Below are 21,947 nucleotides of genomic sequence, written 5' to 3'. Positions count from 1 at the left end.
TTACTTGTGCCCTCACGTGCCTCCCGAGCACTCACTGACGCAGATAGTCGCATTTCTGCTATTGCAGACGTTATTCGCAGCACTACCAGCGCGCGCAGTTGCACTTTTGCGATTACTTGCGCTCTCACGTGCCTCCCACGCCCTCTCCGACGCGATAATCGCATTTCTGCTATTGCAGACGGTGCCCGCAACACTTTTAGCGCGCGCAGTTGCACATCTGCGATTACTTGCGCTTTCACGTGCCTCCCACGCCCTCGCCGACGCGGATAATCGCATTTCTGCTATTGCAGACGTTATTCGCAGCACTACCAGCCCGCGCAGTTGCACATCTGCGATTACTTGCACTTCCACGTGCCTCCCACGCCCTCTCTGGACCTCTGTCAAGAAAGTAGACACAGAAACTATGAAACCTGGTGTTGTTCATAGTACCTCTTCTCGCACTGATGCGGGGTGAGATAACCAATCGTCGAGTGGATGCGGATCCGGTTGTAGTCGAACTCAATGTACCGGTAAATTGCATCATACGCCTGTTTTCGGGTGTGAAACTTTGTTTGGTACACGAGCTCTTTCTTCATTACGCTGTGGAAGGACTCGATACATGCATTGTCGTAGCAGTTGCCCTTACGACTCATGCTGCCAATCATCTCATGCTTCGTCAGCCGCTCGCGGTATTCGTTTGAGGCATACTGTGAGCCTCGATCAGAATGGTGAATTAGACCTGGAGGAGGCTTTTGCCGTTCACAAGCCTGGTCAAACGCTTCCAACACTAGTTCTTTGGTCATTCGCTCCCCAAGCGCCCAACCGACGATTTTGCGAGAGTACAGGTCCATCACGCTCGCTAGGTAAACCCAGCCCTTAGATGTCCCAATGTACGTAATATCTGTTACCCATACCTTGTTCGGTGCAAGTACGTTAAAGCCGCGGTTTAACACATTGTCATACACCGGTTGATTATGTTTCGAGTTGGTGGTTGCTTTGTATTTCTTCACTGTGCAAGAGCGCAGCCCCATCTCTTTCATCAGGCGAGCCACTGTTTTCGTCGAGATGGTATCGCCTTCTTCACGCAATTTGGCTGCAATCTTATCACTGCCGTAACGACGCTTGTAGGCATAGAAATGATGCTGGATTCGCTTCATCCGTTTCTTGCGAAGCTTTTCCTGTTCGCTTGGCTTTCGGTTCAGCCACTTGTAGTAACCGCTTCGGGAAACGCCCATCACAGAGCACATCTTCTCAACACGAAACTGGAAGCGGAATTTACGGATAAACGCGTAAATCAGTCTCGGTTTTTCGTGAAGAAGTGCATCGCCTTTTTTAGAATCTCGTTCTCCTCTTGAAGTTCTCGATTCATCTCTTCGAGCTTTTTGAGTCGTTCGTAATCGACAAACAGTTGCGACTTTTCACCCGTGTTGGTAAACTGCTTTCTCCACGCTCGAATGCTGCTTACAGGGATATCCAATTCTTTGGACACTTCGGCTGGGGTTTTCCCACTCTCTTGCATATGTTTTACGGTTTGACGCTTGAACTCTTCATCAAAATGCTGACGAATATCTCCCATGACACACCTCGACCTTTTAGTTTATTTTATTGTACCAGGTCGCTGATAGAGTGTGTCTACTTTCTAGTCTAGCTCCACTCCGGCGCGATTAATCGCATTTCTGCTATTGCAGACGGTGCTCGCAACACTTCCAGCCTGCGACGCTCCCCCAACAACCAAAAAAAATCCCGACGACGATACCGTCGCGGGATCTGTTCAGTTCAGCCGTTACCTCTTCGCGGATTCAATCGATTTGTCCGCCTCTTCCTTGGCCGCTCGAAGTGCGGTATTCAAATCGACTTTGCCCATCGCCAAATCAAGCAGCTTTGCTGTTATCGCATTTTCTGCGTTTTTCTCAAACTCCGTCTTCGGCGAAATCGGAGCAAATTTGTTATAGTAGGCGGAGGCCAAATTTTTGTCCTTGTAGCGGCTGTTTTGCCCAAAGGCCTTCTGGATCTCCGGATTCTTCAGCACCGTCATTCCCCCGCGCTTCGAAAGCTCCATCTGATACTCCTCGGACACCAAATACTTCAGTACCTCGAACGCTTGCTCCTTGTGCTGGGAGAACGAAGGAATCGCCCAGTACACCGGATACTGCTGGCTTCCTACGCCCGGTCGCTCCTTGTAGGTCGGATATGCAGCCAGGTCCCAATTGAAAGGTACGGGATCGGCGCCAACCACCTGCCAGTCGGAGAACACCCCGAAGATCGCCACCTCCTGCGATTTCAGCCATTCGCCGGAATAAGGTAACTTGCCCTTCAGCTCGCTAATCTTCGCCTGATAGCTTGAATCCGCCGCCGGGGTCAATATCGGACTCAATATTTCTCTCCACTGTTCATTGTCGAAGGTGGATTTCAAGGTTTTCGGATCCACGAAGGGCACCGAGAACGGATTCATTCTCATGCTATGGCTTGGCGAGATCGATAGGCCGACATATTGCTTGCCTCCGTCGGAGCGATTCAGCTTGCCGGCCGTATCATAGAGCTCTTCCCAGGTCATCCCGTCCTTCAAATAGGGAACATTGAATTTATCAAAAATATCTTTGTTGTAATAGAGCGACATCCCGTTTGTTGTTACGGGCAGCCCCCAAATTTGGCCCTTCCCGTTCTCCTTCAGCGCATCGATGAGCGTAGGCTCGAATGCGGAAAGATCCACATTGTGGCTCTTGATCAGATCGCTCAAATCGAACGCAGCGTTGTTTCTCGGCAGGGTGGAGAAGAAGGTGCCGATCGACTCATAATAAAGATCGATATTGGTCCCCGCCACGATCAAATTCTCAAACTTGCTCCCGTCCCCGTCTCTCGGATTAATGTATTTGATCGTGATATGAGGAAACTTCTTGGTAATGTAGCTGGCAAAGTTTCTCTCGAATTCCTCGCGCCCCGTTCCACCAGCCGAATAAACCGTAAGCTCTACGGGCTGGCTCGAAGCCGCAGCGGACGGAGCCTTGGACTGAGGCTCTGAGCTCACGCCACCTCCATCAGTTCCTCCAGCGGCACACCCTGAAATTGCAAGCGCTGTCAATAACGTTGAAACAAACCAAACCTTTCTCTTACGCATCGAGACTCCCCCTCGTGAAGTAACGCCGGCACATAACAAGCTAACCTTCTGGCGATTACTTCACATTATAGCAGTCCGGCCCCCGATCCCTATGGGGCGATTCCTGCTTCTTTATGGGGGGATTGTATTCGATTCCGGCGTTCACTGACCCCACAAGGAAACAAGCCTGCCATTCCGGCAGGCTCATCCCTATTGCTGAAGCGAAGGAAGCTCAGCCTTCTGAAGTGGTTCCTTCTCCTTATTTAAATTGGAATGAATGTAGAACATCAGGAGCGCCGCTATGGATGCCAAGGTTCCAAGGAAAAAGACGGAGTCAATCCCCCATAGATCATAAGAGTAGCCGAACAGCAAAGGTCCGATCATTCGTCCTACATTGGCGAAGCCGCCTGCCAGTCCCATGTAGAACGGGGCGTTCCGGCCCGTTTTCTCGGACAAAAAGGTCGGTATCGTCGGCAGCAGCATCATCTCACCCAGCGTAGCCAAAATCATGCCGATCACCAGATAAACATATTCATCGTGGAAGAAAAGGATGAAGGCGAAGGCCGTGACGGTGAATATCGCGCTCACCAGCATTTGATGAACGATGTCCTGGGCGAATCTGCGTTTAATCCAGCTAGTAAACGGCTGAGCCAGAAGAATGACCAGTCCGTTTACCGTCCAGAGCAGGCTGTAAAACTTCAGGTCGAGGCCTTTTTCCTCGATGTAGGGAGCCACGCCGTTCGCCCACTGGGTGAAGGACAGCCAGAAAAACATGGAGCCGATGGAGACGAACAAGTACAGCCTTACATTGCCGAGCAGCTCCATGCGATTGAGCCGTACCGGCCCTGTCTGACTTCCCTTCCCCGAACTGTCCTCCTCGGCACCGTCTGCCGATGTGGTAACCTCCTTCATAAAGAAGAAAAGGAAACAGGCAAACGATAGAGTCGTTGTTGCCGTCAGCACGTAGGTCAAGGAAAAGGACACGGAAGCGACCAGCCCGCCTACCATAGCGCCGATCGAGAGCCCAAAGTTATTGCATACATACATGACGTTATAAAGCCTGCGCCGGTGCTCTTTCCAGCGGAAGCCGATATAAGCCGAAATGGATGGCATCGCAATACCGTTCACGAAGCCGACCATACATACAAGCGCAATGTACAAGGGCCAGCTGCTAGTCATCGCAATGGCGTATAGACAGATTGCCGAAACGAGGAAGGAGCCGGAGATCATCTTCTTGGGTCCGACCCGGTAATACAGGTTACCGCCGACGAACTCCCCGATGACACTGAACAATGCCTGATACAATATGATAAGTCCCGCTTCCCCGTACGATTTGCCCATCACATTGTGCACATATAACGTCGTTAAAGGCCACATGACCGCTTTTCCAGTGGAGTTAACGAAGCTCGCCAGCAAAAAAAATAGCGCATCTCGGGGAAAACCGCCGAATATACGCGTAGCTGCAAGCGCCAAACGGTTATTATATCTCATGAGTATCCACCGCTTTAATGTAGAATGGAGAGGGGGTTCCTCTCTATGCCGTTAAGCATTGATTTTCTTAGGATCCATGGCATCGCGGATGCCGTCGCCGATAAAGTTAATGGACAGTACGGAAATAATGATGATGAGACCCGGAGGAATCCAAAGCCAAGGCTGGCTGGTCAAAGCTGTAATCGATTGGGCGGCATTGAGCATATTTCCCCAGCTGGCTGTGGGGGGCTGTACGCCCATACCGAGAAAGCTAAGGGACGATTCAGATAAAATGGCGGCAGCCGCGCCGAACGTCGCATTGACAAGGAGCGGTCCCATCGCGTTCGGAAGAATATGCCCGAAGACCAATCTGGGAGTACTAAGTCCAAGTGCAATACCGGCTTTGACAAACTCCGTTTGGCGAAGAGACAGCACACTACCCCGCACCAGCCTAGCCACCGCTGGCCATCCCAGCAATGCCAATACGATGATTATATTCGATAAGCCTGTTCCAAGTACAGTCACCAGCACCAATATTACCATGAGCTGCGGGAACGACATAAAAACGTCCATCACCCGGTTGACCGCCATATCAAACCAGCCCCCTAAATAGCCGGCGACGGCCCCGATCGCAGCTCCGATCACCACATAAAGCGCCACTGTCACGATACCTACCGTCAAAGACACACGCGTTGCGTATATTAGTCGGCTTAATACGTCCCGCCCGACCTGATCCGTGCCAAGCCAGTGCTCCATCGAAGGAGCGGCGGTGAAGGCATTACCGATGGCGTTCGGATCATAGGGAGCCAGCCACGGAGCGAAGATCCCTACAAGGATCAGCAGCGTCAGAGCGATGAGGCCGGCCACGGCCATTCGGTGTTTGGCAAACCTCCTCATGATGATTTTCGTGTAGCTGTCGGAAACGAACACCTCGGATTTCTCCCTGAGCAAGGAGACGGTATTTGAGGCATGCAGTTCATTTTGCACATCAATGGAAGACATCGCGCTTCTCCTCCTTCCGTTTCATTAACTATACTTAATACGCGGGTCTACAACGGCATACATAATATCCGACCATAGGTTCGCCGTCAGAACGGTGAGAGCAGCCAGCATATTCACTCCCATCAATAACGGAAAATCCCGGGAAAGTATCGCCTGGATCGTCAGCTGACCCATGCCGTTCCACTGGAAAATGCTTTCCGTGATGACGGCACCGCCGATCAGTATCGGAATATCAAGTCCGGCAATGGTAATGACGGGAATGAGAGCATTCTTCAGCGCATGCTTATTGACGACCAGAAATTCTCCCAAGCCCTTGGCGCGCGCGGTCCGCAAATAATCCAGGCCGAGCACCTCAAGCACACTGGATCGGACGTAACGAACCATGCCCCCCGCAATGGACGTGCCTAGCGTGATGGCCGGCAGCGCGAGATGCGACACCGTATCCCAAAAGCCTCCGTCCTTCCCCATCGTGTGCATGCCGCCGGTCGGCAATATACCCAGCAGAACACCGAACACATAGATCAAGCCTAGCCCGAGAAAAAAGCTGGGTGTGGAGACACCGAGGAAAGATCCGGCGGACATCAGATAGTCAAACTTGGAATTCACCTTCACTGCGCAATAAATACCGATTGGAATGGCGATGACATAGCCGATGACAATGGAGGTGCCCATGAGCAGCAGGGTCGGTCCTACGCGCTCACTGATCAAATCGGCGACCGGCTGGAACGAGCTGAACGAATGTCCTAGGTCCCCATGGGCCAGGTTCAGCAGCCACTTAACATAGCGGAGCATAAAGGGATCGTTCAATCCCAGCGCCTCTCTGCGGATTTGCTTATCCGCCTCCGAGACGTCGGGATTCACATACATATCCACGGGATCCCCGGGCGCCAAATTGATTATAATGAAATTCAAAAACGTGACGCCCAGCAGCACAGGAATGGCAATAAGCAATCTTCGAATCATATAGTTAAGCATAGGCAGCCCCTCCAGTCTCAGACAAGGCCGTATCGTTCATCGGAAAATGGCAGGCGGCGAGGTGGCCCCCCTCACCGCTTAAGACAGGCTCGATTTGCCTGCAGGCGCTTTGGGCCACCGGACATCGAGTATGAAAGCGGCAGCCCGCCGGAGGATTCGCCGGATTCGGAACGTCGCCTTCCAGCACGATCCTTTTCTTTTTGCGCATATGGGGGTTGGGAACGGGATACGCATCCAGCAATGCCTTGGTGTACGGATGCTTCGGCGCCGAGAAAATTTGCTTGGTCGGCGCAATTTCGACGATCTTACCCAAGTACATGACGGCGATACGATCGCTCATATACTTCACAGCTCCAAGCCCGTGACCGATGAACAAGTACGTAAGCCGGTACTGCTTCTGAAGCTGCTTCAGCAGATTCAAAATTTGCGCCTGAATTGATACATCGAGCGCCGATACCGGCTCATCGCAGACGATCATCTTCGGCCGTAGGGCTACCGCTCGAGCTATGCCGATGCGTTGGCGCTGACCGCCGGAGAATTCGTGCGGGTATTTGCCCAAGCTCTGAGCCGGCAAGCCGACGACCTCCATTAACTCTGAAGCAATCCGAATCGCCTCCGCCTCGCTAACCCCCAGCAGAACCTGCATCGGCTCCGTCATTAGATCCGCGATGCGCTTGCGAGGATTCAGCGACGAATACGGGTCCTGGAAAATCATCTGCAGATCGGTTCGAAGCTTCCGCATTTCCTTAAGGTTCATTCGAGCCACATCGTTGTCCTGAAACCAAATGCTTCCTTCCGACACATCCTCCAGGCGAATAATGCTTCGCCCTAGCGTGGATTTCCCACAGCCGGACTCTCCGACAAGCCCCATGGTTTCCCCAGGATAAATGCTTAAGTCGATTCCGTCTACGGCTTTAATGCTGCCGACGGTCCGGGAGAATACCCCTTTTTTAATCGGATAATGCTTCTTTACCCCTTCCAGCTTCAAGAGAGGCTCTAACATGGCAATTCCCCCTTTCCTTGTTCTTCCCTTACCCCACTACCGGAAACCAACAGCGAACCTTATGCCCTTGGGTATGCTCTCTAAGCGGCGGGGGCTCCTTACACCGCTCCGACGCGAAGGTGCATCTCGTCTGATACCGGCACCCGGCCGGCATGCTGCGCAAGGAGGGTACGGAGCCCGGAATCGACCGAAGCTCCTCCTCTTCCAGCTCCACATGCGGGATGGAACCCATCAAGCCTACTGTATACGGGTGCATCGGGCGGTCAAACAGCTCGTGCACCTCAGCTTCTTCAACCACCTGACCGGCATACATGACGATGATCCGGTCCGCCATTTCCGCCACGACGCCAAGGTCATGCGTGATCAGCATAATGGACGTCTGATGGGTGCCTCTGATTTTCTTCATCAGCTCCAGAATTTGTGCTTGAATCGTTACATCCAGCGCCGTTGTCGGTTCGTCGGCAATGAGCAGCTTCGGATTGCAGGCCAAGGCCATTGCGATCATGACACGCTGCTTCATCCCGCCGGACAGCGTATGCGGGTACTGCTTCATGAGCTCCTCCGCCCTAGGGAAGCCGACCTCCTTCAGCAAGCCGACGGCATGGTTGAACGCTTCTTTGGCACTCATGCGAAGGTGGAGACGGATCGTTTCCGTGAGCTGGTTGCCGATCGTATACACGGGATTCAAGGAGGACATCGGATCCTGAAAAATCATGGCGATATCCTTGCCCCGCAGCTTGATCAGCTCCTTCTCCGACATGGCCGCCAGATCCTTACCTTGAAAAACGATGGCGCCGCTCTTGATGTAGCCGTTACGGCCAAGCAGGCGCAGGATGGACAGGGAGGTGACGCTTTTGCCGCAGCCGGATTCGCCTACAATACCGAGCGTCTCCCCTTGCTTCAAGGAAAAGCTGACATCATCCACCGACGTTACTTCTCCGTCCTCTGTTCGAAACGATGTTTGCAATCCGCGGACCTCCAATAGCTCGTTCATCGGCTCACCCCCTAATGATGGTTACTTACGCGTCCAAGTGTTGACATCGTAATGCATGCCGTCCGTCACGCCGCCTTTGCCGCTGACGTTCTTGTTTAAGGCAATGAGATTGAATTCCGAATATACCGTAATGAGCGGCACTTCCTCCTGAATCAGGTTCTGCAGCTCCGAATAAACGGCGAAGCGTTTATCCTTGTCGGTTTCACTCATCCCCATGTTAAACAGCTCATCTACACGGGCGTTCTTGAACCGCATATCGTTCAATGCAGCCGTAGAGCGGTACACGTTCGCGGGACCGTCCGGATCCATAATGCTCCCGAAGCTGCTGAGCGCAAGATCGAAATCCCCCTTCACCAGCCTGGATACCGTCGTCGGAAAGTCGAAATTGACCTGCTTCACCTGAAGTCCGATGGCCTGGAAATTTTGCTGAATGATGTTGCCGGTCATCTCTCGGGTCCGATCGCCCGTCGGCACGATCAATTCGATCGGCTTGTTCATGTCGAAGCCCGCTTCCTTCAACAACTGCTTCGCCTTCTCCGGGTCATACTCATACGCTTTGACGTTCTTGTCATGGTAAGGATGCGAGTTCGAATACGGGCCGTTCTGCAGCTCCCCGGCATCCGGCATCAGCTGCTTTACGATCGTCGGACGATCAATGGCGTAGGCCAGCGCTTGCCGCACCTTTTTATCCTTGAAGCGCTCGGTGTTGATCTCGATGGAGTTATAACGCCTTGTCGGCTCCTCCTTGGTAGTAAGGTTCGGGATCGCCTTCACGGTCTTCCACTCTGCTGCGGGGATATTGCCCACGCCTTGGGCAGCATTCATGTCGAGCTCGCCGGACTGAAGCTGTGCAACAATATTGGCGGCCGGCATGATTTTGATAAACACCTTCTCGATCTTCGGGGCTCCTCGGTAATAGTCCTTGTTCGCTTCGAGCTCGACGTAAGCTTTGTTCTCGTACTTGACAAACTTATAAGCGCCGGAAGTAACGTTCGGATTTCTCCAGAACGGATTCTGATTCAGCTGGGCGGGTGCCACGTTCTCCAGCATGTGTTTGGGAACAATAAGAATGTCGGAGAATCGTTCATAAATGAGATTAGGGTCCACCGGCTTCTTCGTTTTGATCTCCAGGTGCTTGTCGTCGATCACCTTAACCGAGCTGATCTTGGCTTCTCCCTCGGCCAGCATGCCTTTCTCATTCAAGCCATCCAGAGCGAAGATCGAGCTGCGAAGGGTCGTGATCGTCTTCGGGTTCGCGATCAGATTCAGGGTAAATTCAACATCGTGCGCCGTTACCGGCTTACCGTCCGTCCATTTCGCCTCCGGATGGATCGCGATGCTGAAGGTTTGGTTATCCTTGGTGGTAAACGATTCCGCTAGCATCATTTGAAAGTCGAGCGGACCTACCGTTTTCACGAGCGAATCGAAAAAGTATCGGTAGGTGAACACCGCTCCGCTGGAGCCGCTGCCGTCGGAATCGATCGGATTGAACATGAGCGGGGGATTGGTAATCCCGATGGCGAGCTGAGCAGGGCCGGCAGCGCCTTGGCCTTGGGTCTGGTTCTCTTCTGTCGATTTCTTAGAAGCGCTGCACCCTGCCACCAGGAGCGCACATACGATGGAGCTGACCGCCAAGCTTCGATAAAGTGATTTCATAGTACGTTTCCCCCTTTTTGGATTTATAGAGCCGGCATAACGGATGCAGCGTCTTCTGCCGCCGCTTGCTCAAGACGTCGTCTCACAGCCAGCAGGCATACGAATTCGAAGGCGATGTTCGCAGCATTCAGGGCAGTAATCTGATTTGTATCGCGATCAGGAAGCACCTCGACCAGGTCGAAGCCAATAAAATTCAAGCCGGCCAAGCCGCGGAGCATTTTTTGAGCCTCGTAGGTGTTGAAGCCGCCGACCTCCGGAGTCCCTGTCCCCGGTGCAAAAACCGGATCAAGAAAATCAATATCGAAGGTCAGGAATACAGGGCGGTCGCCGACCTTCTGCTTCACCTTGTCGCACAGCTCCGGTATCGCCAGTTCCCTAACGTCATCCGTAGTCAGGACCTCAAAGCCCATCGCTCTGGCATCCTCCAGATGGTTCGCTTTGAAGGAGCTGCCTCTCATCCCCATTTGGATGGAATGCTCGGCATCGATTAACCCTTCATCCACCGCATAGCTGAAAACGGCACCGTGCGACCACATACGTTCCGGGAATTTCGATCGGCCTGTATCGGAGTGGGAATCAAAGTGCACCAGGCAAACCGGTCCATGCTTCTTCGCGGCAGCTCTCAGATGCGGCAGAGAAATCGAATGGTCCCCTCCCAGCAGGATCGGTACGATACCGGCTTCAAAGACCGGCGTTAGCTGCTCTTCAATGACTTCATAAGATTGCTCGATATATCCCGGGTACACCCGAAGATCTCCATAATCGATTCCGGATAAATATTCAGAGATGTCGATATTGTGAACCGGCGAAATCGGGCGAATTCTCTGGGACATGGTGCGTATGGCAGACGGACCGAACCTTGCGCCTACGGCATAGCTGACTCCCGTATCGAAGGGAACGCCGATGACGGCAAAATCCACATTCTCTACAGCTTGCACATGAGGAAGATGCATAAACGTATGAATTCCGGAAAACAGCGGCTTACCCATTTCAATTTGCGGACGATACATAACCACTCACACTCCATCCCATTTTTTTGTCTCTAGAAAACAAACAGGGGCCGTTCTGATTTTCAGAATCGGCCCCATTGCCTATACAAGTCATCGCATTCAGCGTGGTTTAGTGTACTCCAATGTTTATGTCAATATATATTACACTAATTTTCTGAAAATTAAGTGATTTTGAATTTTAGTTGACATTTACCTAACATAATATTGAATTATCCGTAGTCTGTGTTATATTATCTAACATATAATCCCCGTTCTACATTCCATCCTTGAGGTGATGATGATTATGAAGATCCTGCATATTCATGATATCCCGACAACCAAGTGCAACGTGGGGCAACAATTAAAGGAATTGGGTCACAGGGTCAAATCCATTCCAGCTGAATTGCTGAGTACCCTCGGCCCCGTCCGATTCGAGCTGATCGTCCTCGATGTTCCCGCCTGCCGGCTCAAGAAGTGGCTGCAGGAGGCGAACCAGCATTTCGCGCTTCCCGTCTTTTGGTGGTGTGAGGAGCAAAAGCCTGTCACCACGGCGCCGTACCAGAAGATTGACGGAATGCTGTTCTGCGGAATGAATCCAATCGAGTTGCAGTGGTCGCTTCTCGTAGGCCTCAAAAATTATGAGCATCGCATTTACCTTGAGCGGGAGTACACCTTCCTTTCCAGCAAATTCGAGGAGCGCAAGCGCATAGATCAAGCAAAAGCCATCATCAGCAACTCCAATAACATTAGCGAAGCTAAGGCTTACGAGATGATGCGCACACAAGCCATGAGCGAAAGAAGAAAACTCATTGACATTGCCGAAGCCGTGATCACAACCAGCCGATTAAATATGAAACCCGGGCACGATGCTAGGCGAAGAAAAATATAAGCTATAAGAAAAGCTTCTATCGAAGCCCTCTCGGGGATGTACATTCGTGAGCAAGAGGAAGCTTTTCTTGAAACATTAGAATCCTTGAGCTCCGCTCAAAACTTATAATTCTAATGTTATAAATAAGCACCCGCCTTCCGTAATACCGGAAAGCGGGTGCTTCTCCTTGCTGCGATTTATTCTTGGACGGCGGCTGATTGTTTTATACCTGCGGCGTCCAGTGCACTTCGGCGATGCAGTGCGAGCAGTGTGATGAATTCAAAAGCGATATAAGCGGCATTCAGCGCAGTCACCCTCGTCGGATCTCGGTCAGGCAAAACCTCGACAAGATCACAGCCTACCAGACGAATCCCGGCAAGACCCCGGATCATCTGAAGCGCTTCATAGGTGGTGAAGCCGCCTACCTCCGGGGTCCCGGTTCCGGGAGCGAACACAGGATCAAGAAAGTCAATGTCAAATGTCAGAAAAACCGGCCTATCGGCTACCCTTTCCTTGATTCGGCTGCACAGCTCAACAGCGCTCAGCTTTTTCACGTCATCCGTTGTCAGAAGCTCAAACCCGAGCTCCCTAGTCTCATCATAATGGGTCAAGCTGGAGGTGCCTCTCATCCCCATCTGAATTGAGCTGCCGGTATCGATCCAGCCTTCCATAGCTCCGTGCCAGAACATGCTGCCGTGACCGAATTTCCTTTTCTCGTCGATATGCTTCCATGCATCCGAATGGGAATCAAAATGGACGAGACTGATGGGGCCGTACTTTTCCGCCGCCGCCTTCACATGAGGGTAAGAGATGGAATGATCTCCCCCTAGAATGATCGGCACAATCCCCTTATCATAAATCGGCTTTAACTGTTCTTGAATAATCTCGTAAGTTTGTTCGATATACCCGGGAAACACCGTCAAATCGCCGTAGTCAATACCTGATAAATATTCACTGGTATCAATTCCTTGGGCCGGGTTGGTCGGGCGGATACGCTGAGACATTTCGCGAATCGCGGAAGGACCGAACCGCGTCCCTACCGCATAGCTCGCTCCCGTATCGAACGGATTGCCGATAACGGCATAATCAACCTGGTCCAGTTCTTGAACATGCGGCAGATGCATAAAGGTGCGGATCCCGGCAAAGCCAGGCTTGCCCTTTTCGAATAACGGACGGTACATGAACAACAGCTCCTTCGCAATTTGGTTGAAAAAAAGAAAAGCTTCTATCGAAGCCCTTTCAAAGTAGTGCATTCGTGTCATAAAGGCAGCTTTTCTTGAAACATCAGAATCATTGAGCTCCGCTCAAAACTTATAGATTCTGATGTTATAAAAAAAATGACCACCCTCTTATGCGATAAGAAGGCGGCCCCATTGCCGACTCGAGTCATGTCACCGTTGACAAACCCGAATGATTCAATTACGTTATTAATACGTGATTTAATATAACATAAGAATTTGGAATTATCAATACTTTTTGCGATAGATGTTATATTATATTACATAAACTAAACACAAGTGAGGTGCACACCCATGAAGCTGATTTGCGAATCGGACGACGTACAGGACTATCTAGCCGAAACGGAAGAGCTTGATTGGCAGCATGCGGACATCAAGAGACTGCTGCCCCAGCTGGTTCAGGATCGAACAGATGAGCTCGATATTATCCAAAGCATATTCGAGTTCGTAAGGGACGAAGTTAACCATTCTTGGGATATACAAAGCAGACGCATTACCCGAAAAGCGTCCGAAGTGCTGCAGCACCGCGAGGGGATATGCTATGCCAAATCAAATCTGCTGGCCGCCCTGCTCCGGCTTCAGGGCATTCCGGCCGGCTTTTGCTATCAAAAGCTAACGATCGGAGATACGCCGGATACCGGTTATTGCATTCATGCATTGAACGCCGTTTATTTAGCTTCGGAGAACCGCTGGATTCGGCTGGACGCCCGCGGCAACAAGGAAGGGATCAACTCGCAATTTTCGATTCATGCCGAACAATTGGCTTTTCCGGTCCGCACCCAATATAACGAGGTGGATTATCCTACGATCTATAGCAAGCCCAACGCCAAAACCATGCAAGCTCTTCGGACGAATACGGATTGCATAGAGATGTATCGATATCATCTGCCGGTAGAGCTGTAGCCGGCTGCTGCGATCTAACGATGTGATTTTCGTCGGCTTCCGGCGGGTTCCTGTCATGGTTATTTTAGGTAACGATGAAACCAATTATACACGCCGTTACCCTCGATATAATCCGGCGCTCCCGGTTTGCTTTGGTCGATAGGGTGTGCGAACCACCAGCCCATCCCTACGAAGGCAATGGCCGCCAGAACGAGGAGGCGGAACCCCCCTCTTGCCAGCTTCATGTGAGTTTGACGGTATAGTATAACAACAAGACCGATGACAAGGAAGACAAACAGGGAGCCCGCGGCGATTTCAAAAAGTGATCCGATATCCTCGGGAGGCTCCCCGATCGTAATGGTATTGGATACAATTTCCCCTAACGTATAAGCCCATTGGCTGATGATCAATCCTTTTGCGATCCATCGCTTCCCTAAGCCTTCTCCTAACCGCTGCCATAAGACGATTACAACCAGCTCGACCATGAGCATGCTGAATAAGGTAAGACCTGCCAGCATCGGGTCCATCCAATCGGTGACCGGCATGCGGCCGTCCCTTGCTTTCATAGCCACATAGCCTAACAAGGCTCCTGCCAGGGGCAAGCCCAGCAATAAGGAGCGTGTCAAATTGATTAACGCTGATGAATCTTGTTCTTGTGATGGCTTCACGTATAACAATCCCTTCATAATTATTTGGATTATTATTGATTAATCAATAATATCTAACGATCCTTGACGAGGCGGGTACATAAGAGCGTATCGCTCAGCGACTAAGCATTTCTGCAAAAGTGCAACTTTCGCAAGTTACTCTTATCGATAATGATGAGATTTCTGCAAATAGGCAGCAATCCGAGCTCACATCGCCCGATTTCAGCCATAAAGAGCTCTGAAAGATGCGTCTTAGCACAAATCTCGTTTTGTACCCAAGTTTGGAACGTAGATTTGTGCTCTTTCGCAGATTTACGTATGGAGATACAAGACATCCCCCTTGAACAGCGGCTACTTCGTGCCCTTCAGCGTAAAAGCCGGCTTTAATTCGGGCATCTGGAGTACGGCGGCTACGTTACAGAGCATCCCGTTGGACATAAAGACGCTAACCACCTGGTCAGGATCGGAGAGCTTCGCAGCCACCACCCGTTCATACACCGCCGTACGGATGGCCCACAGCTTCTCCCGCACAAGCTGACGGATCGCCTCCTCGGAGATCACCATCGCCTGCATCTGCATAATGATCTCATTGCGATGGGAATCCATTAAGCCTTCGTATACCTCGATAAGCCTGGGAATCAAACGTTCCGGAGGAGCCTCGGCCAGGGCAAAGGAGCGCAGGATCCGATCAAATGCGCGATCCAGCGCCGCGATGAAAAGCTCCTCCTTATTTTTAAAAAACTTAAAAATGTAAGGCTGTGAAATCCCCGCAAGCTCTGCAATATGTGCGGTGGTCGTTTTGTAGTACCCGCTCTCGGAAAATACCTGCACGGCAGCCTCAAGGATCTCCTCCCTCCGGTTACCGGACGAACTATCCGAAGCTTTTGCGGTTTTCTTAACCAAAGAAGCACCTCCAATTACGATTAGTGATTAATCAATCACATACATTTTACCAGCCATTCCCCATCTTATCAAGTCCCCCAATCTCGCGAAAAGCAAAACAACCGTCCTGAGACAGTCCCTCGCGACCTGCTGTCCCAAAACGGTTATTATCCTCCACTACTATACCGTTATCACTGTAATTCCGCGATCCTGCAGCTGCTCTAGCGTTTCCGGAGCAATGCGGCGATCCGTAATGATGACATCGATTTCGGACAAATCACTCACATGCGTAAACGATTGTTGGCCGAACTTGCTGGAATCGACGAGCAAAATGACCTCGCTCGCCATGCCGATCATCCGCTCCTTCATCCGTGCTTGCAGTTCATTGGATTCGCTGATGCCGCGCTCCAGATGAACCCCCTTGCAGGAGAGAAAGAGCTTATCCACATAGTAGCCGTCCAGCGAGCGTTCAGCCAGAGGCCCGACAAACGACAGCGAGCGCTGCGCCAGAATGCCCCCTGTTGAGATCACTTCGATCTTCTCTTTGCCGCTGAGCTCGGTTGCGACCTTGATGGAATTGGTTAGAACGGTAAGCGGAACGTCCGGCACCTCCGAAGCCATGTACCAAGCGGTAGAGCTCGCATCAAGCAGAATGCGGTCGTTCGGATCGATCCGTTTGATCGCCGCCTGCGCAATCCGCTTCTTCTCCTCCGCATAGGTGATCTCCCTCTCAAAGAAGGGAATCTCCGGCTGTTGCCCGTCCTTCACGCTTACCGCACCGCCATGCGAGCGGCGAAGACGTCCCGCTTGCTCCAAGCGGTCGAGATCGCGGCGGATCGTTTCTTCCGTAACCTGAAAAATGTCGCTAAGCTCGGAAACTCGGATGGAGCCTCTTTGGTTAACCAAGCCTACTATTTTCTCATAACGCTCCGCAACTAGCATGGCTTACCTCTTTTCCCGCTCTTTACTTATTCTGCGATTCCCGTCAGCTTGCAGAAGCGTCCATATGCAGCGCCCCACTCAGCTTGAGCCTCCGGCATGTATTCCGTTACAGGGAAGGAATCCCGAATAGCCTGCCGCGCTTCCCAAATATCCTTGAAAACGCCCTGCGCAATCCACTGCACGGCAAGGTTCCCGAGGGCGCTGCCTTCGGAAGGTCCGGCCCACACCGGCTTGCCGATCGCATTCGCCGACCACTGGCACAGCAGCGTATTCTGAATGCCGCCGCCGACCATATGCAAGCCGTTAAAGCTTTGACCCGAGAGCCGCTCGGTCATCTCCAGCACATACCGGTACTTTAGTGCCAGGCTCTCCAAAATGCAGCGCACGAATTCGCCGGCGGTTTCGGGAGCTTGCTGACCGGTTTGGCGGCAGTATTGCTCAATCCGGGACGGCATGTCGCCCGGCGCAAGGAACAAGGAGTCGTCCGGGTCGATGAACGATTGGAACGGCTTCGCCTCTCCAGCCAGCTTCACCAGCTCAGGGAAAGAGTACGACTTACCGGTCTTCTCCCACTCGCGGCGGCTTTCGTTCAGGATCCACAGCCCCATGATGTTCTTAAGCAGACGGTACGTTCCGTAAGCCCCGCCCTCGTTCGTAAAGTTCAGCTCCTGTGCCAGCTCGTTAATAACCGGCTCCTGTACCTCGGTGCCCATCAAGGACCATGTACCGCAGCTGAGGTACGCGAAGGACCGATCCGTTGCCGGAACAGCCGCTACCGCGGAGCCTGTATCGTGCTCGGCTACCGCAAAGACAGGGATGGAGGGAACACCCAGCTCCTCGCATACGGATGCCTGAAGCATGCCCGCTTTGCTGCCCGGCTGCAGCACCTCGCCGAACCAGGATTCCGGGAGGTCAAGCTGCTTCAGCAGCTCCCGGTCCCAGCTTCCCGTTGCCGGATTAAACAGCTGGGTGGTCGTTGCATTCGAGAACTCGTTATGCATTTCACCGGTCAGGAAATATCTCAGCAAATCGGGAATCATCAGCAGCCGGTTTTCCTTCTGCAGCCAAGGGGAGCCCGCTTCCTTCAGGGCAAACAGCTGGAAGATCGTATTAAATTGAAGGAACTGAATGCCCGTTCTGGCGAAAATCTCCGATGCCGGGATGCGGGCGAACAGCTTCTCCATCATCCCTTCCGTATGGCGGTCGCGGTAATGATAAGGATTGCCCACAAGCTCGCCGTTCGGACCGATAAATCCGAAATCGACCGCCCAAGAATCGATTCCGATGCTGTCGATTTCGATGCCTTTATTTTTGGCAAGTATAAGGGCTTGCTTGATTTCGTGATACAGCCGTAAAATGTCCCAGTGCAAGCGGTCTCCCACCTGCACCGGATCATTGGTAAACCGATGAAGCTCCGTGATCTCGATCTTGCCGTCAGTCAAACGCCCGAGCATCGCTCGGCCGCTGCTCGCGCCCAAATCAAAAGCGACAATGCTTCCCAAAGGATATCACCCTTATCCGTTAATTAGTTTCCGCGCTTAAGCAGTACTTCCTGCTCGTAGGCTTTTACTTCAGCAAGCCATTCCTCGCGAACCGGAACCCCTTTGGATGCGCAATAGTAATCCCACACGGCGCCGAAAGGATACGATTTGAATTCTTCCGTCAGAGCAAGACGTGTTGTGTAATCGCCTTCAAGCTCCGCCTTCTTCAACGCTTCAACCGGATCGAGCAACGCGCGAAGCAGCGCTTTGATGGTGTTGCGGGTACCGATGACCCAAGCAGCAACGCGGTTGATGCTCGCGTCGAAGAAGTCGAGACCGATGTGCGTTTTGTCCAGCAGGTTGCCGCGCACTAATTCCCGGGAAATATCAATCAGCTCATCGTCCAGTGTCACGACGTGGTCGCTGTCCCATCTCATAGGACGGCTTACGTGGAGCAGAATGCCATCCGTAAACAGCGATAAGGAGGACAGCTTATTGGAAATCATTTCTGTCGGATGGAAATGACCCGCATCCAGACAGATCAATTTGTTGTTTTGAATACCGTATCCCATATAGAACTCGTGGGAGCCTACGACGTACGCCTCAGATCCGAGACCGAACAGCTTGCTCTCGACCGCATCCAGGTTGTGTGCCGGGTTCAGCTCTTCGGCGAACACTTCGTCCAATGCCGCCTTCAGGCGCTGTCTTGGCGCCAACCGGTCTGCCGGCGCATCCTTGAAGCCATCCGGTATCCATACGTTGGTGACGCACGTTTGGCCAAGCTGCTCGCCGAAGTAAGCGCCGATTTTTCTGGACGCCTTGCAGTGATCGATCCAAAATTGGCGAATGGAGGGGTCCGGATGGCTAAGGGTAAACCCGTCCTTTGACTTCTCATGAGAGAAGCAGGTCGGATTGAAATCTAGGCCTAAGCCCTGCTCTTTCGCCCATTCGACCCAGCCTTGATAATGCTTGGGCTCCAGCTGGTCGAGCTCGACCTTCTCTTCCGTATCCGCATAAATCGCGTGAAGGTTCACCTTATGCTTGCCGGGAATCAAGGAGAACGCTTTCTCCAAATCCGCACGCAGCTCGGCCGGTGTTTGTGCCGCGCCCGGGTAGTTGCCCGTTACGGAAATGCCGCCGGTCAAATCCTGCCCGCGGTTCAAGAATCCCCTTACATCATCGCCCTGCCAGCAGTGCATGGAAATTTTGATTTTTTCCAGCTGCTCGAGCACTTGATCGACATCGATGCCATGGGCTGCATACAGTTGCTTTGCCAATTCATAATTGGCTTGGATGGTCTTATCCATTGGATCCGCACCTCATTCTGGGATTATTTAATCGGGAAAGCCATGACGGACATTAGGGCGTTCTCGGCCTGGGTCGAATCCAGACGGCTGTATTGTACGACAACGGGAATGTCGCTTCTCACTTCAATGGCATAAGGAACTCCAAGCGGAATCTTGTTGCCTGCCTGATTGGCTAAGGAGCTCGTGCGGATATGTCTCGTACGACGCCCCGGCACAATCTCTAGGATTTCTTCAATCGGCTCGCGATCCTCGAAGAAGATCGTCAGTTCAAGGTTCGCCGCTTCCGCCGCGGTATTCAATACGCAAATGGACTCGTGACTGGTTAACGTTCCGGAGCTTTGCTCCGGAATGTAACCGTCAGGAATGATCCATACCTTCTCGCCTGTAGCTGTTGGCATAGGAAATTCCTCCTCAAGAGTGATCATGCTATTAGCGGGTAAAGGCAGCCGGTACGCCGCCGTCGATCGTCAGCATGCAGCCTGTCGTCTTATCCGACTTGGAAGAAGCGAAGAAGGCAACCCCTTCGGCGATATCCCGCGGATAGATGTTCACGAGCAGCGTGGTGCGCTTACGGTAGTATTCCTCCAGCTGATCCGGTTCGATGCCGTAAGCCGCGGCACGCTCATTGCGCCAGCTTCCGTTCCAGATCGCAGAGCCCTGCAGAATGGCATCCGGGAGAATCGTATTCACGCGAATACCGAACTCGCCGCCTTCCGCTGCGATACAACGGGCCAGATGCGCTTCCAGTGCCTTCGCCGCGCTGTAAGCCGTCGCATTTTTACCGGCGTATACGGAGTTCTTGGAGCCGATGAACACCATGTTGCCGCCGATGGCCTGCTCCTTCATCAGGATGAATGCCTCGCGGGCAACCAGGAAGTAGCCGGTACCCAGCACGTTCATGTTCAGGTTCCATTCCTTCAGCGACGTTTGGTCGAACGGACTGGAGGTAGCGAGACCCGCATTGTTGACGATAATGTCTACACCGCCGTAAGCGATCGCCGCTTCGGCATAAGCCGCTTTAATCATCTCTTCGCTTGTTACGTCAACCTTTACTGCAACAGCACGGTTCTCTCCGTACTTCGCGTTGATTTCCGCAGCCACCTTCTCTGCGCCTTCGAGGTTCAGGTCGGCCAGCACCACGTGGGCGCCTTCCGAAACCAAGCGGCGTGCCGTTTCGCTGCCGATTCCGCCGGCCCCGCCTGTAATAAAGGCTACCTTGCGGGAGAATTCCGCTTCAGCAGGAGCCAAAGACAATTTGTACAGCTCCAGCGGCCAGTACTCTACGTTGTAGGACTCGTTCTCGCTCAGGGATACGAACTCGCCAAGCGCCGTTGCACCTCTCATAACGGCGATCGCGCGGTGGTACAGAGCTCCGCTGACTTGCGACATGAACCAGCTTTTACCTGTATTGACCATTCCTACGCCAGGGATCAGAATTACGCGCGGAGCTGCTTCGAACATGACGTCGCCCTCGTTCTTGTTGCGCTCGAAGTAAGCCTGATAGCTTTCCTTGTAAGCGGCAATGCCTTCCTTCAGCTTCGCCTTCAGGCCTTCCACGTCATCCACATTCGGCGTCCAGTCGATGAACAGCGGAACGACTTTGGTGTGTACCAGATGATCCGGACAAGCCGCGCCGACCTGGGACAGGGTAGCGGAATTTTGCCCTCCTACGAATTGCAACACGTCATCCGCATCGTCGAAGGAAAGAATCATCTTCTTCACGTCGCTGACTGCGCCGCGGATCGTCGGCATCACTTGCGCTGCAATGCTTCTGCGAACATCAGCCGGCAGAGCTGCATGCTTCACGCCGCCGAATACCTTCTCTTCTTGCACGCGCGCTTCAATATAAGCTTCCGCTTCGCTAATGATCTTGATCGTTTGCGCGTACGCCTCCTCGGAGGTTTCTCCCCAAGTAACGAGACCGTGCTTCTCCATGAGCACCAGCTCAGCCTTAGGATTGCTCAATACGCCTTCCGCGATCATTTTGGACAGCTTGAAGCCGGGACGAATATAAGGAACCCAAACGAACCGGTCGCCGAAAATCTCTCTTGCTACCGCCTGACCGTTGTCCGCGCAGCAAAGGCTGATGATGGCGTCAGGATGGGTGTGATCTACATGCTTGAACGGAAGAAAGGCGTGAAGCAGCGTTTCAATCGATGCCCGCGGATGCTTGGCGTCGATCATACAGTTAGCCAGATAAGCCACCATGTCCTCGTCGGACATATCTTCCTTCTCGAACAAAGGACGAATGTCTTCCATGCGCAAACCTGTAAAGTTAGACGCTTTCATCGTTGCCAGGTCGGAGCCGCTGCCCTTCACATACATCACTTCGATATCGCGGCCGCGGAAATCCTTCACGATGGTTTTGCTGGAGGTATTGCCGCCGCCATAGTTACATACACGGCGATCGGTTCCGATCAGATTCGAACGGTAGACCAATTGATCGAGTCCTGTTGTCAGCTCTGCTGCTTTAGAAGAATCCCACAAACTTTGTACCATGTTGATAATACCTCCGAATGAATGTTTATTTGATTTTGT

General features: G+C 52.4%; 18 protein-coding genes and 1 pseudogene. 2 read left to right on the top strand and 17 right to left on the bottom strand.

The window, feature by feature from the left end; translation table 11 throughout:
* Positions 1 to 401 precede the first annotated feature (401 nt).
* From RAC89_RS20390 to speB (RAC89_RS20345), 9 genes and pseudogenes are all read right to left on the bottom strand, one after another.
* Positions 402 to 1,546, bottom strand: a pseudogene (locus RAC89_RS20390) (IS3 family transposase).
* A 216-nt stretch (positions 1,547 to 1,762) separates the two neighbouring features.
* Positions 1,763 to 3,004: an ABC transporter substrate-binding protein gene (locus tag RAC89_RS20380; protein ID WP_306615521.1), complete on the bottom strand. Its 1,242-nt coding sequence runs from the start codon at positions 3,002 to 3,004 to the stop codon at positions 1,763 to 1,765.
* Between the two features lie 279 nt (positions 3,005 to 3,283).
* Entirely contained in the window at positions 3,284 to 4,564 is a 1,281-nt protein-coding gene (locus RAC89_RS20375; RefSeq protein ID WP_306615520.1) for an MFS transporter, read from the bottom strand.
* Between the two features lie 51 nt (positions 4,565 to 4,615).
* On the bottom strand, positions 4,616 to 5,545 hold the full coding sequence (gene opp4C, locus RAC89_RS20370) for an oligopeptide ABC transporter permease (RefSeq protein ID WP_306615519.1): 930 nt from the start codon (positions 5,543 to 5,545) through the stop codon (positions 4,616 to 4,618).
* Positions 5,546 to 5,569: 24 nt separating this feature from the next.
* On the bottom strand, positions 5,570 to 6,520 hold the full coding sequence (locus tag RAC89_RS20365) for an ABC transporter permease (RefSeq protein WP_306615518.1): 951 nt from the start codon (positions 6,518 to 6,520) through the stop codon (positions 5,570 to 5,572).
* Positions 6,513 to 7,523 (bottom strand): ABC transporter ATP-binding protein, encoded by a 1,011-nt coding sequence (locus tag RAC89_RS20360; protein WP_306615517.1) that lies wholly within the window; start codon positions 7,521 to 7,523, stop codon positions 6,513 to 6,515. The genes RAC89_RS20365 and RAC89_RS20360 overlap by 8 nt, the downstream gene beginning before the upstream one ends.
* Before the next feature lie 28 nt (positions 7,524 to 7,551).
* Positions 7,552 to 8,517 carry an ABC transporter ATP-binding protein gene (locus tag RAC89_RS20355; protein ID WP_306615516.1) on the bottom strand — a complete coding sequence of 322 codons (966 nt, stop codon included), beginning with the start codon at positions 8,515 to 8,517 and terminating at the stop codon, positions 7,552 to 7,554.
* Positions 8,518 to 8,538: 21 nt separating this feature from the next.
* Positions 8,539 to 10,173, bottom strand: a complete 1,635-nt coding sequence (locus tag RAC89_RS20350) for an ABC transporter substrate-binding protein (RefSeq protein ID WP_306615515.1) — start codon at positions 10,171 to 10,173, stop codon at positions 8,539 to 8,541.
* Between the two features lie 23 nt (positions 10,174 to 10,196).
* Positions 10,197 to 11,183, bottom strand: coding sequence for an agmatinase (speB, locus tag RAC89_RS20345; protein WP_306615514.1), 987 nt, complete (start codon positions 11,181 to 11,183; stop codon positions 10,197 to 10,199).
* Positions 11,184 to 11,466: 283 nt separating this feature from the next.
* On the opposite strand from speB (RAC89_RS20345), the gene RAC89_RS20340 reads away from it, so the two are divergent.
* Entirely contained in the window at positions 11,467 to 12,051 is a 585-nt protein-coding gene (locus tag RAC89_RS20340) for an ANTAR domain-containing response regulator (protein ID WP_306615513.1), read from the top strand.
* A 176-nt stretch (positions 12,052 to 12,227) separates the two neighbouring features.
* Here the strand turns inward: RAC89_RS20340 and speB (RAC89_RS20335) are convergent, their stop codons facing one another.
* Positions 12,228 to 13,211, bottom strand: a complete 984-nt coding sequence (gene speB / locus RAC89_RS20335) for an agmatinase (protein ID WP_306615512.1) — start codon at positions 13,209 to 13,211, stop codon at positions 12,228 to 12,230.
* Between the two features lie 351 nt (positions 13,212 to 13,562).
* Here speB (RAC89_RS20335) and RAC89_RS20330 point away from each other — a divergent pair, with 351 nt between their 5' ends.
* Positions 13,563 to 14,171 carry a transglutaminase-like domain-containing protein gene (locus tag RAC89_RS20330; protein WP_306615511.1) on the top strand — a complete coding sequence of 203 codons (609 nt, stop codon included), beginning with the start codon at positions 13,563 to 13,565 and terminating at the stop codon, positions 14,169 to 14,171.
* A gap of 59 nt (positions 14,172 to 14,230) precedes the next feature.
* Here the strand turns inward: RAC89_RS20330 and RAC89_RS20325 are convergent, their stop codons facing one another.
* The 7 genes from RAC89_RS20325 to RAC89_RS20295 form a co-directional block, all read right to left on the bottom strand.
* Positions 14,231 to 14,818 carry a hypothetical protein gene (locus tag RAC89_RS20325; protein ID WP_306615510.1) on the bottom strand — a complete coding sequence of 196 codons (588 nt, stop codon included), beginning with the start codon at positions 14,816 to 14,818 and terminating at the stop codon, positions 14,231 to 14,233.
* Between the two features lie 330 nt (positions 14,819 to 15,148).
* On the bottom strand, positions 15,149 to 15,700 hold the full coding sequence (locus RAC89_RS20320) for a TetR/AcrR family transcriptional regulator (RefSeq protein WP_306615509.1): 552 nt from the start codon (positions 15,698 to 15,700) through the stop codon (positions 15,149 to 15,151).
* A gap of 159 nt (positions 15,701 to 15,859) precedes the next feature.
* Positions 15,860 to 16,621 (bottom strand): DeoR/GlpR family DNA-binding transcription regulator, encoded by a 762-nt coding sequence (locus tag RAC89_RS20315; protein ID WP_306615508.1) that lies wholly within the window; start codon positions 16,619 to 16,621, stop codon positions 15,860 to 15,862.
* A 26-nt stretch (positions 16,622 to 16,647) separates the two neighbouring features.
* Positions 16,648 to 18,123, bottom strand: coding sequence for a rhamnulokinase (locus RAC89_RS20310; RefSeq protein WP_306615507.1), 1,476 nt, complete (start codon positions 18,121 to 18,123; stop codon positions 16,648 to 16,650).
* Positions 18,124 to 18,146: 23 nt separating this feature from the next.
* Positions 18,147 to 19,409, bottom strand: a complete 1,263-nt coding sequence (gene rhaA / locus RAC89_RS20305) for an L-rhamnose isomerase (RefSeq protein ID WP_306615506.1) — start codon at positions 19,407 to 19,409, stop codon at positions 18,147 to 18,149.
* Positions 19,410 to 19,432: 23 nt separating this feature from the next.
* Entirely contained in the window at positions 19,433 to 19,807 is a 375-nt protein-coding gene (locus RAC89_RS20300; RefSeq protein WP_306615505.1) for a sensory rhodopsin transducer, read from the bottom strand.
* Positions 19,808 to 19,838: 31 nt separating this feature from the next.
* Entirely contained in the window at positions 19,839 to 21,908 is a 2,070-nt protein-coding gene (locus RAC89_RS20295) for a bifunctional aldolase/short-chain dehydrogenase (RefSeq protein ID WP_306615504.1), read from the bottom strand.
* Between the last annotated feature and the right edge of the window lie 39 nt (positions 21,909 to 21,947).

The organism is Paenibacillus sp. GD4 (assembly GCF_030846225.1).
In the GTDB taxonomy this organism is placed as follows: domain Bacteria; phylum Bacillota; class Bacilli; order Paenibacillales; family NBRC-103111; genus Paenibacillus_G; species Paenibacillus_G silviterrae.
The sequence above is the reverse complement of the archived record's forward strand: the minus strand, read 5'-3'. Positions and strand labels throughout refer to the sequence as shown.

Coding starts and splice junctions, on each gene's coding strand:
- RAC89_RS20330 (WP_306615511.1), top strand. CDS start 13,563: ATGAAGCTGATTTGCGAATCGGACGACGTACAGGACTATCTAGCCGAA.
- RAC89_RS20340 (WP_306615513.1), top strand. CDS start 11,467: ATGAAGATCCTGCATATTCATGATATCCCGACAACCAAGTGCAACGTG.
- opp4C (WP_306615519.1), bottom strand. CDS start 5,545: ATGTCTTCCATTGATGTGCAAAATGAACTGCATGCCTCAAATACCGTC.
- RAC89_RS20365 (WP_306615518.1), bottom strand. CDS start 6,520: ATGCTTAACTATATGATTCGAAGATTGCTTATTGCCATTCCTGTGCTG.
- RAC89_RS20375 (WP_306615520.1), bottom strand. CDS start 4,564: ATGAGATATAATAACCGTTTGGCGCTTGCAGCTACGCGTATATTCGGC.
- RAC89_RS20295 (WP_306615504.1), bottom strand. CDS start 21,908: ATGGTACAAAGTTTGTGGGATTCTTCTAAAGCAGCAGAGCTGACAACA.
- speB (WP_306615514.1), bottom strand. CDS start 11,183: ATGTATCGTCCGCAAATTGAAATGGGTAAGCCGCTGTTTTCCGGAATT.
- rhaA (WP_306615506.1), bottom strand. CDS start 19,409: ATGGATAAGACCATCCAAGCCAATTATGAATTGGCAAAGCAACTGTAT.
- RAC89_RS20355 (WP_306615516.1), bottom strand. CDS start 8,517: ATGAACGAGCTATTGGAGGTCCGCGGATTGCAAACATCGTTTCGAACA.
- RAC89_RS20300 (WP_306615505.1), bottom strand. CDS start 19,807: ATGCCAACAGCTACAGGCGAGAAGGTATGGATCATTCCTGACGGTTAC.
- speB (WP_306615512.1), bottom strand. CDS start 13,211: ATGTACCGTCCGTTATTCGAAAAGGGCAAGCCTGGCTTTGCCGGGATC.
- RAC89_RS20350 (WP_306615515.1), bottom strand. CDS start 10,173: ATGAAATCACTTTATCGAAGCTTGGCGGTCAGCTCCATCGTATGTGCG.
- RAC89_RS20315 (WP_306615508.1), bottom strand. CDS start 16,621: ATGCTAGTTGCGGAGCGTTATGAGAAAATAGTAGGCTTGGTTAACCAA.
- RAC89_RS20360 (WP_306615517.1), bottom strand. CDS start 7,523: ATGTTAGAGCCTCTCTTGAAGCTGGAAGGGGTAAAGAAGCATTATCCG.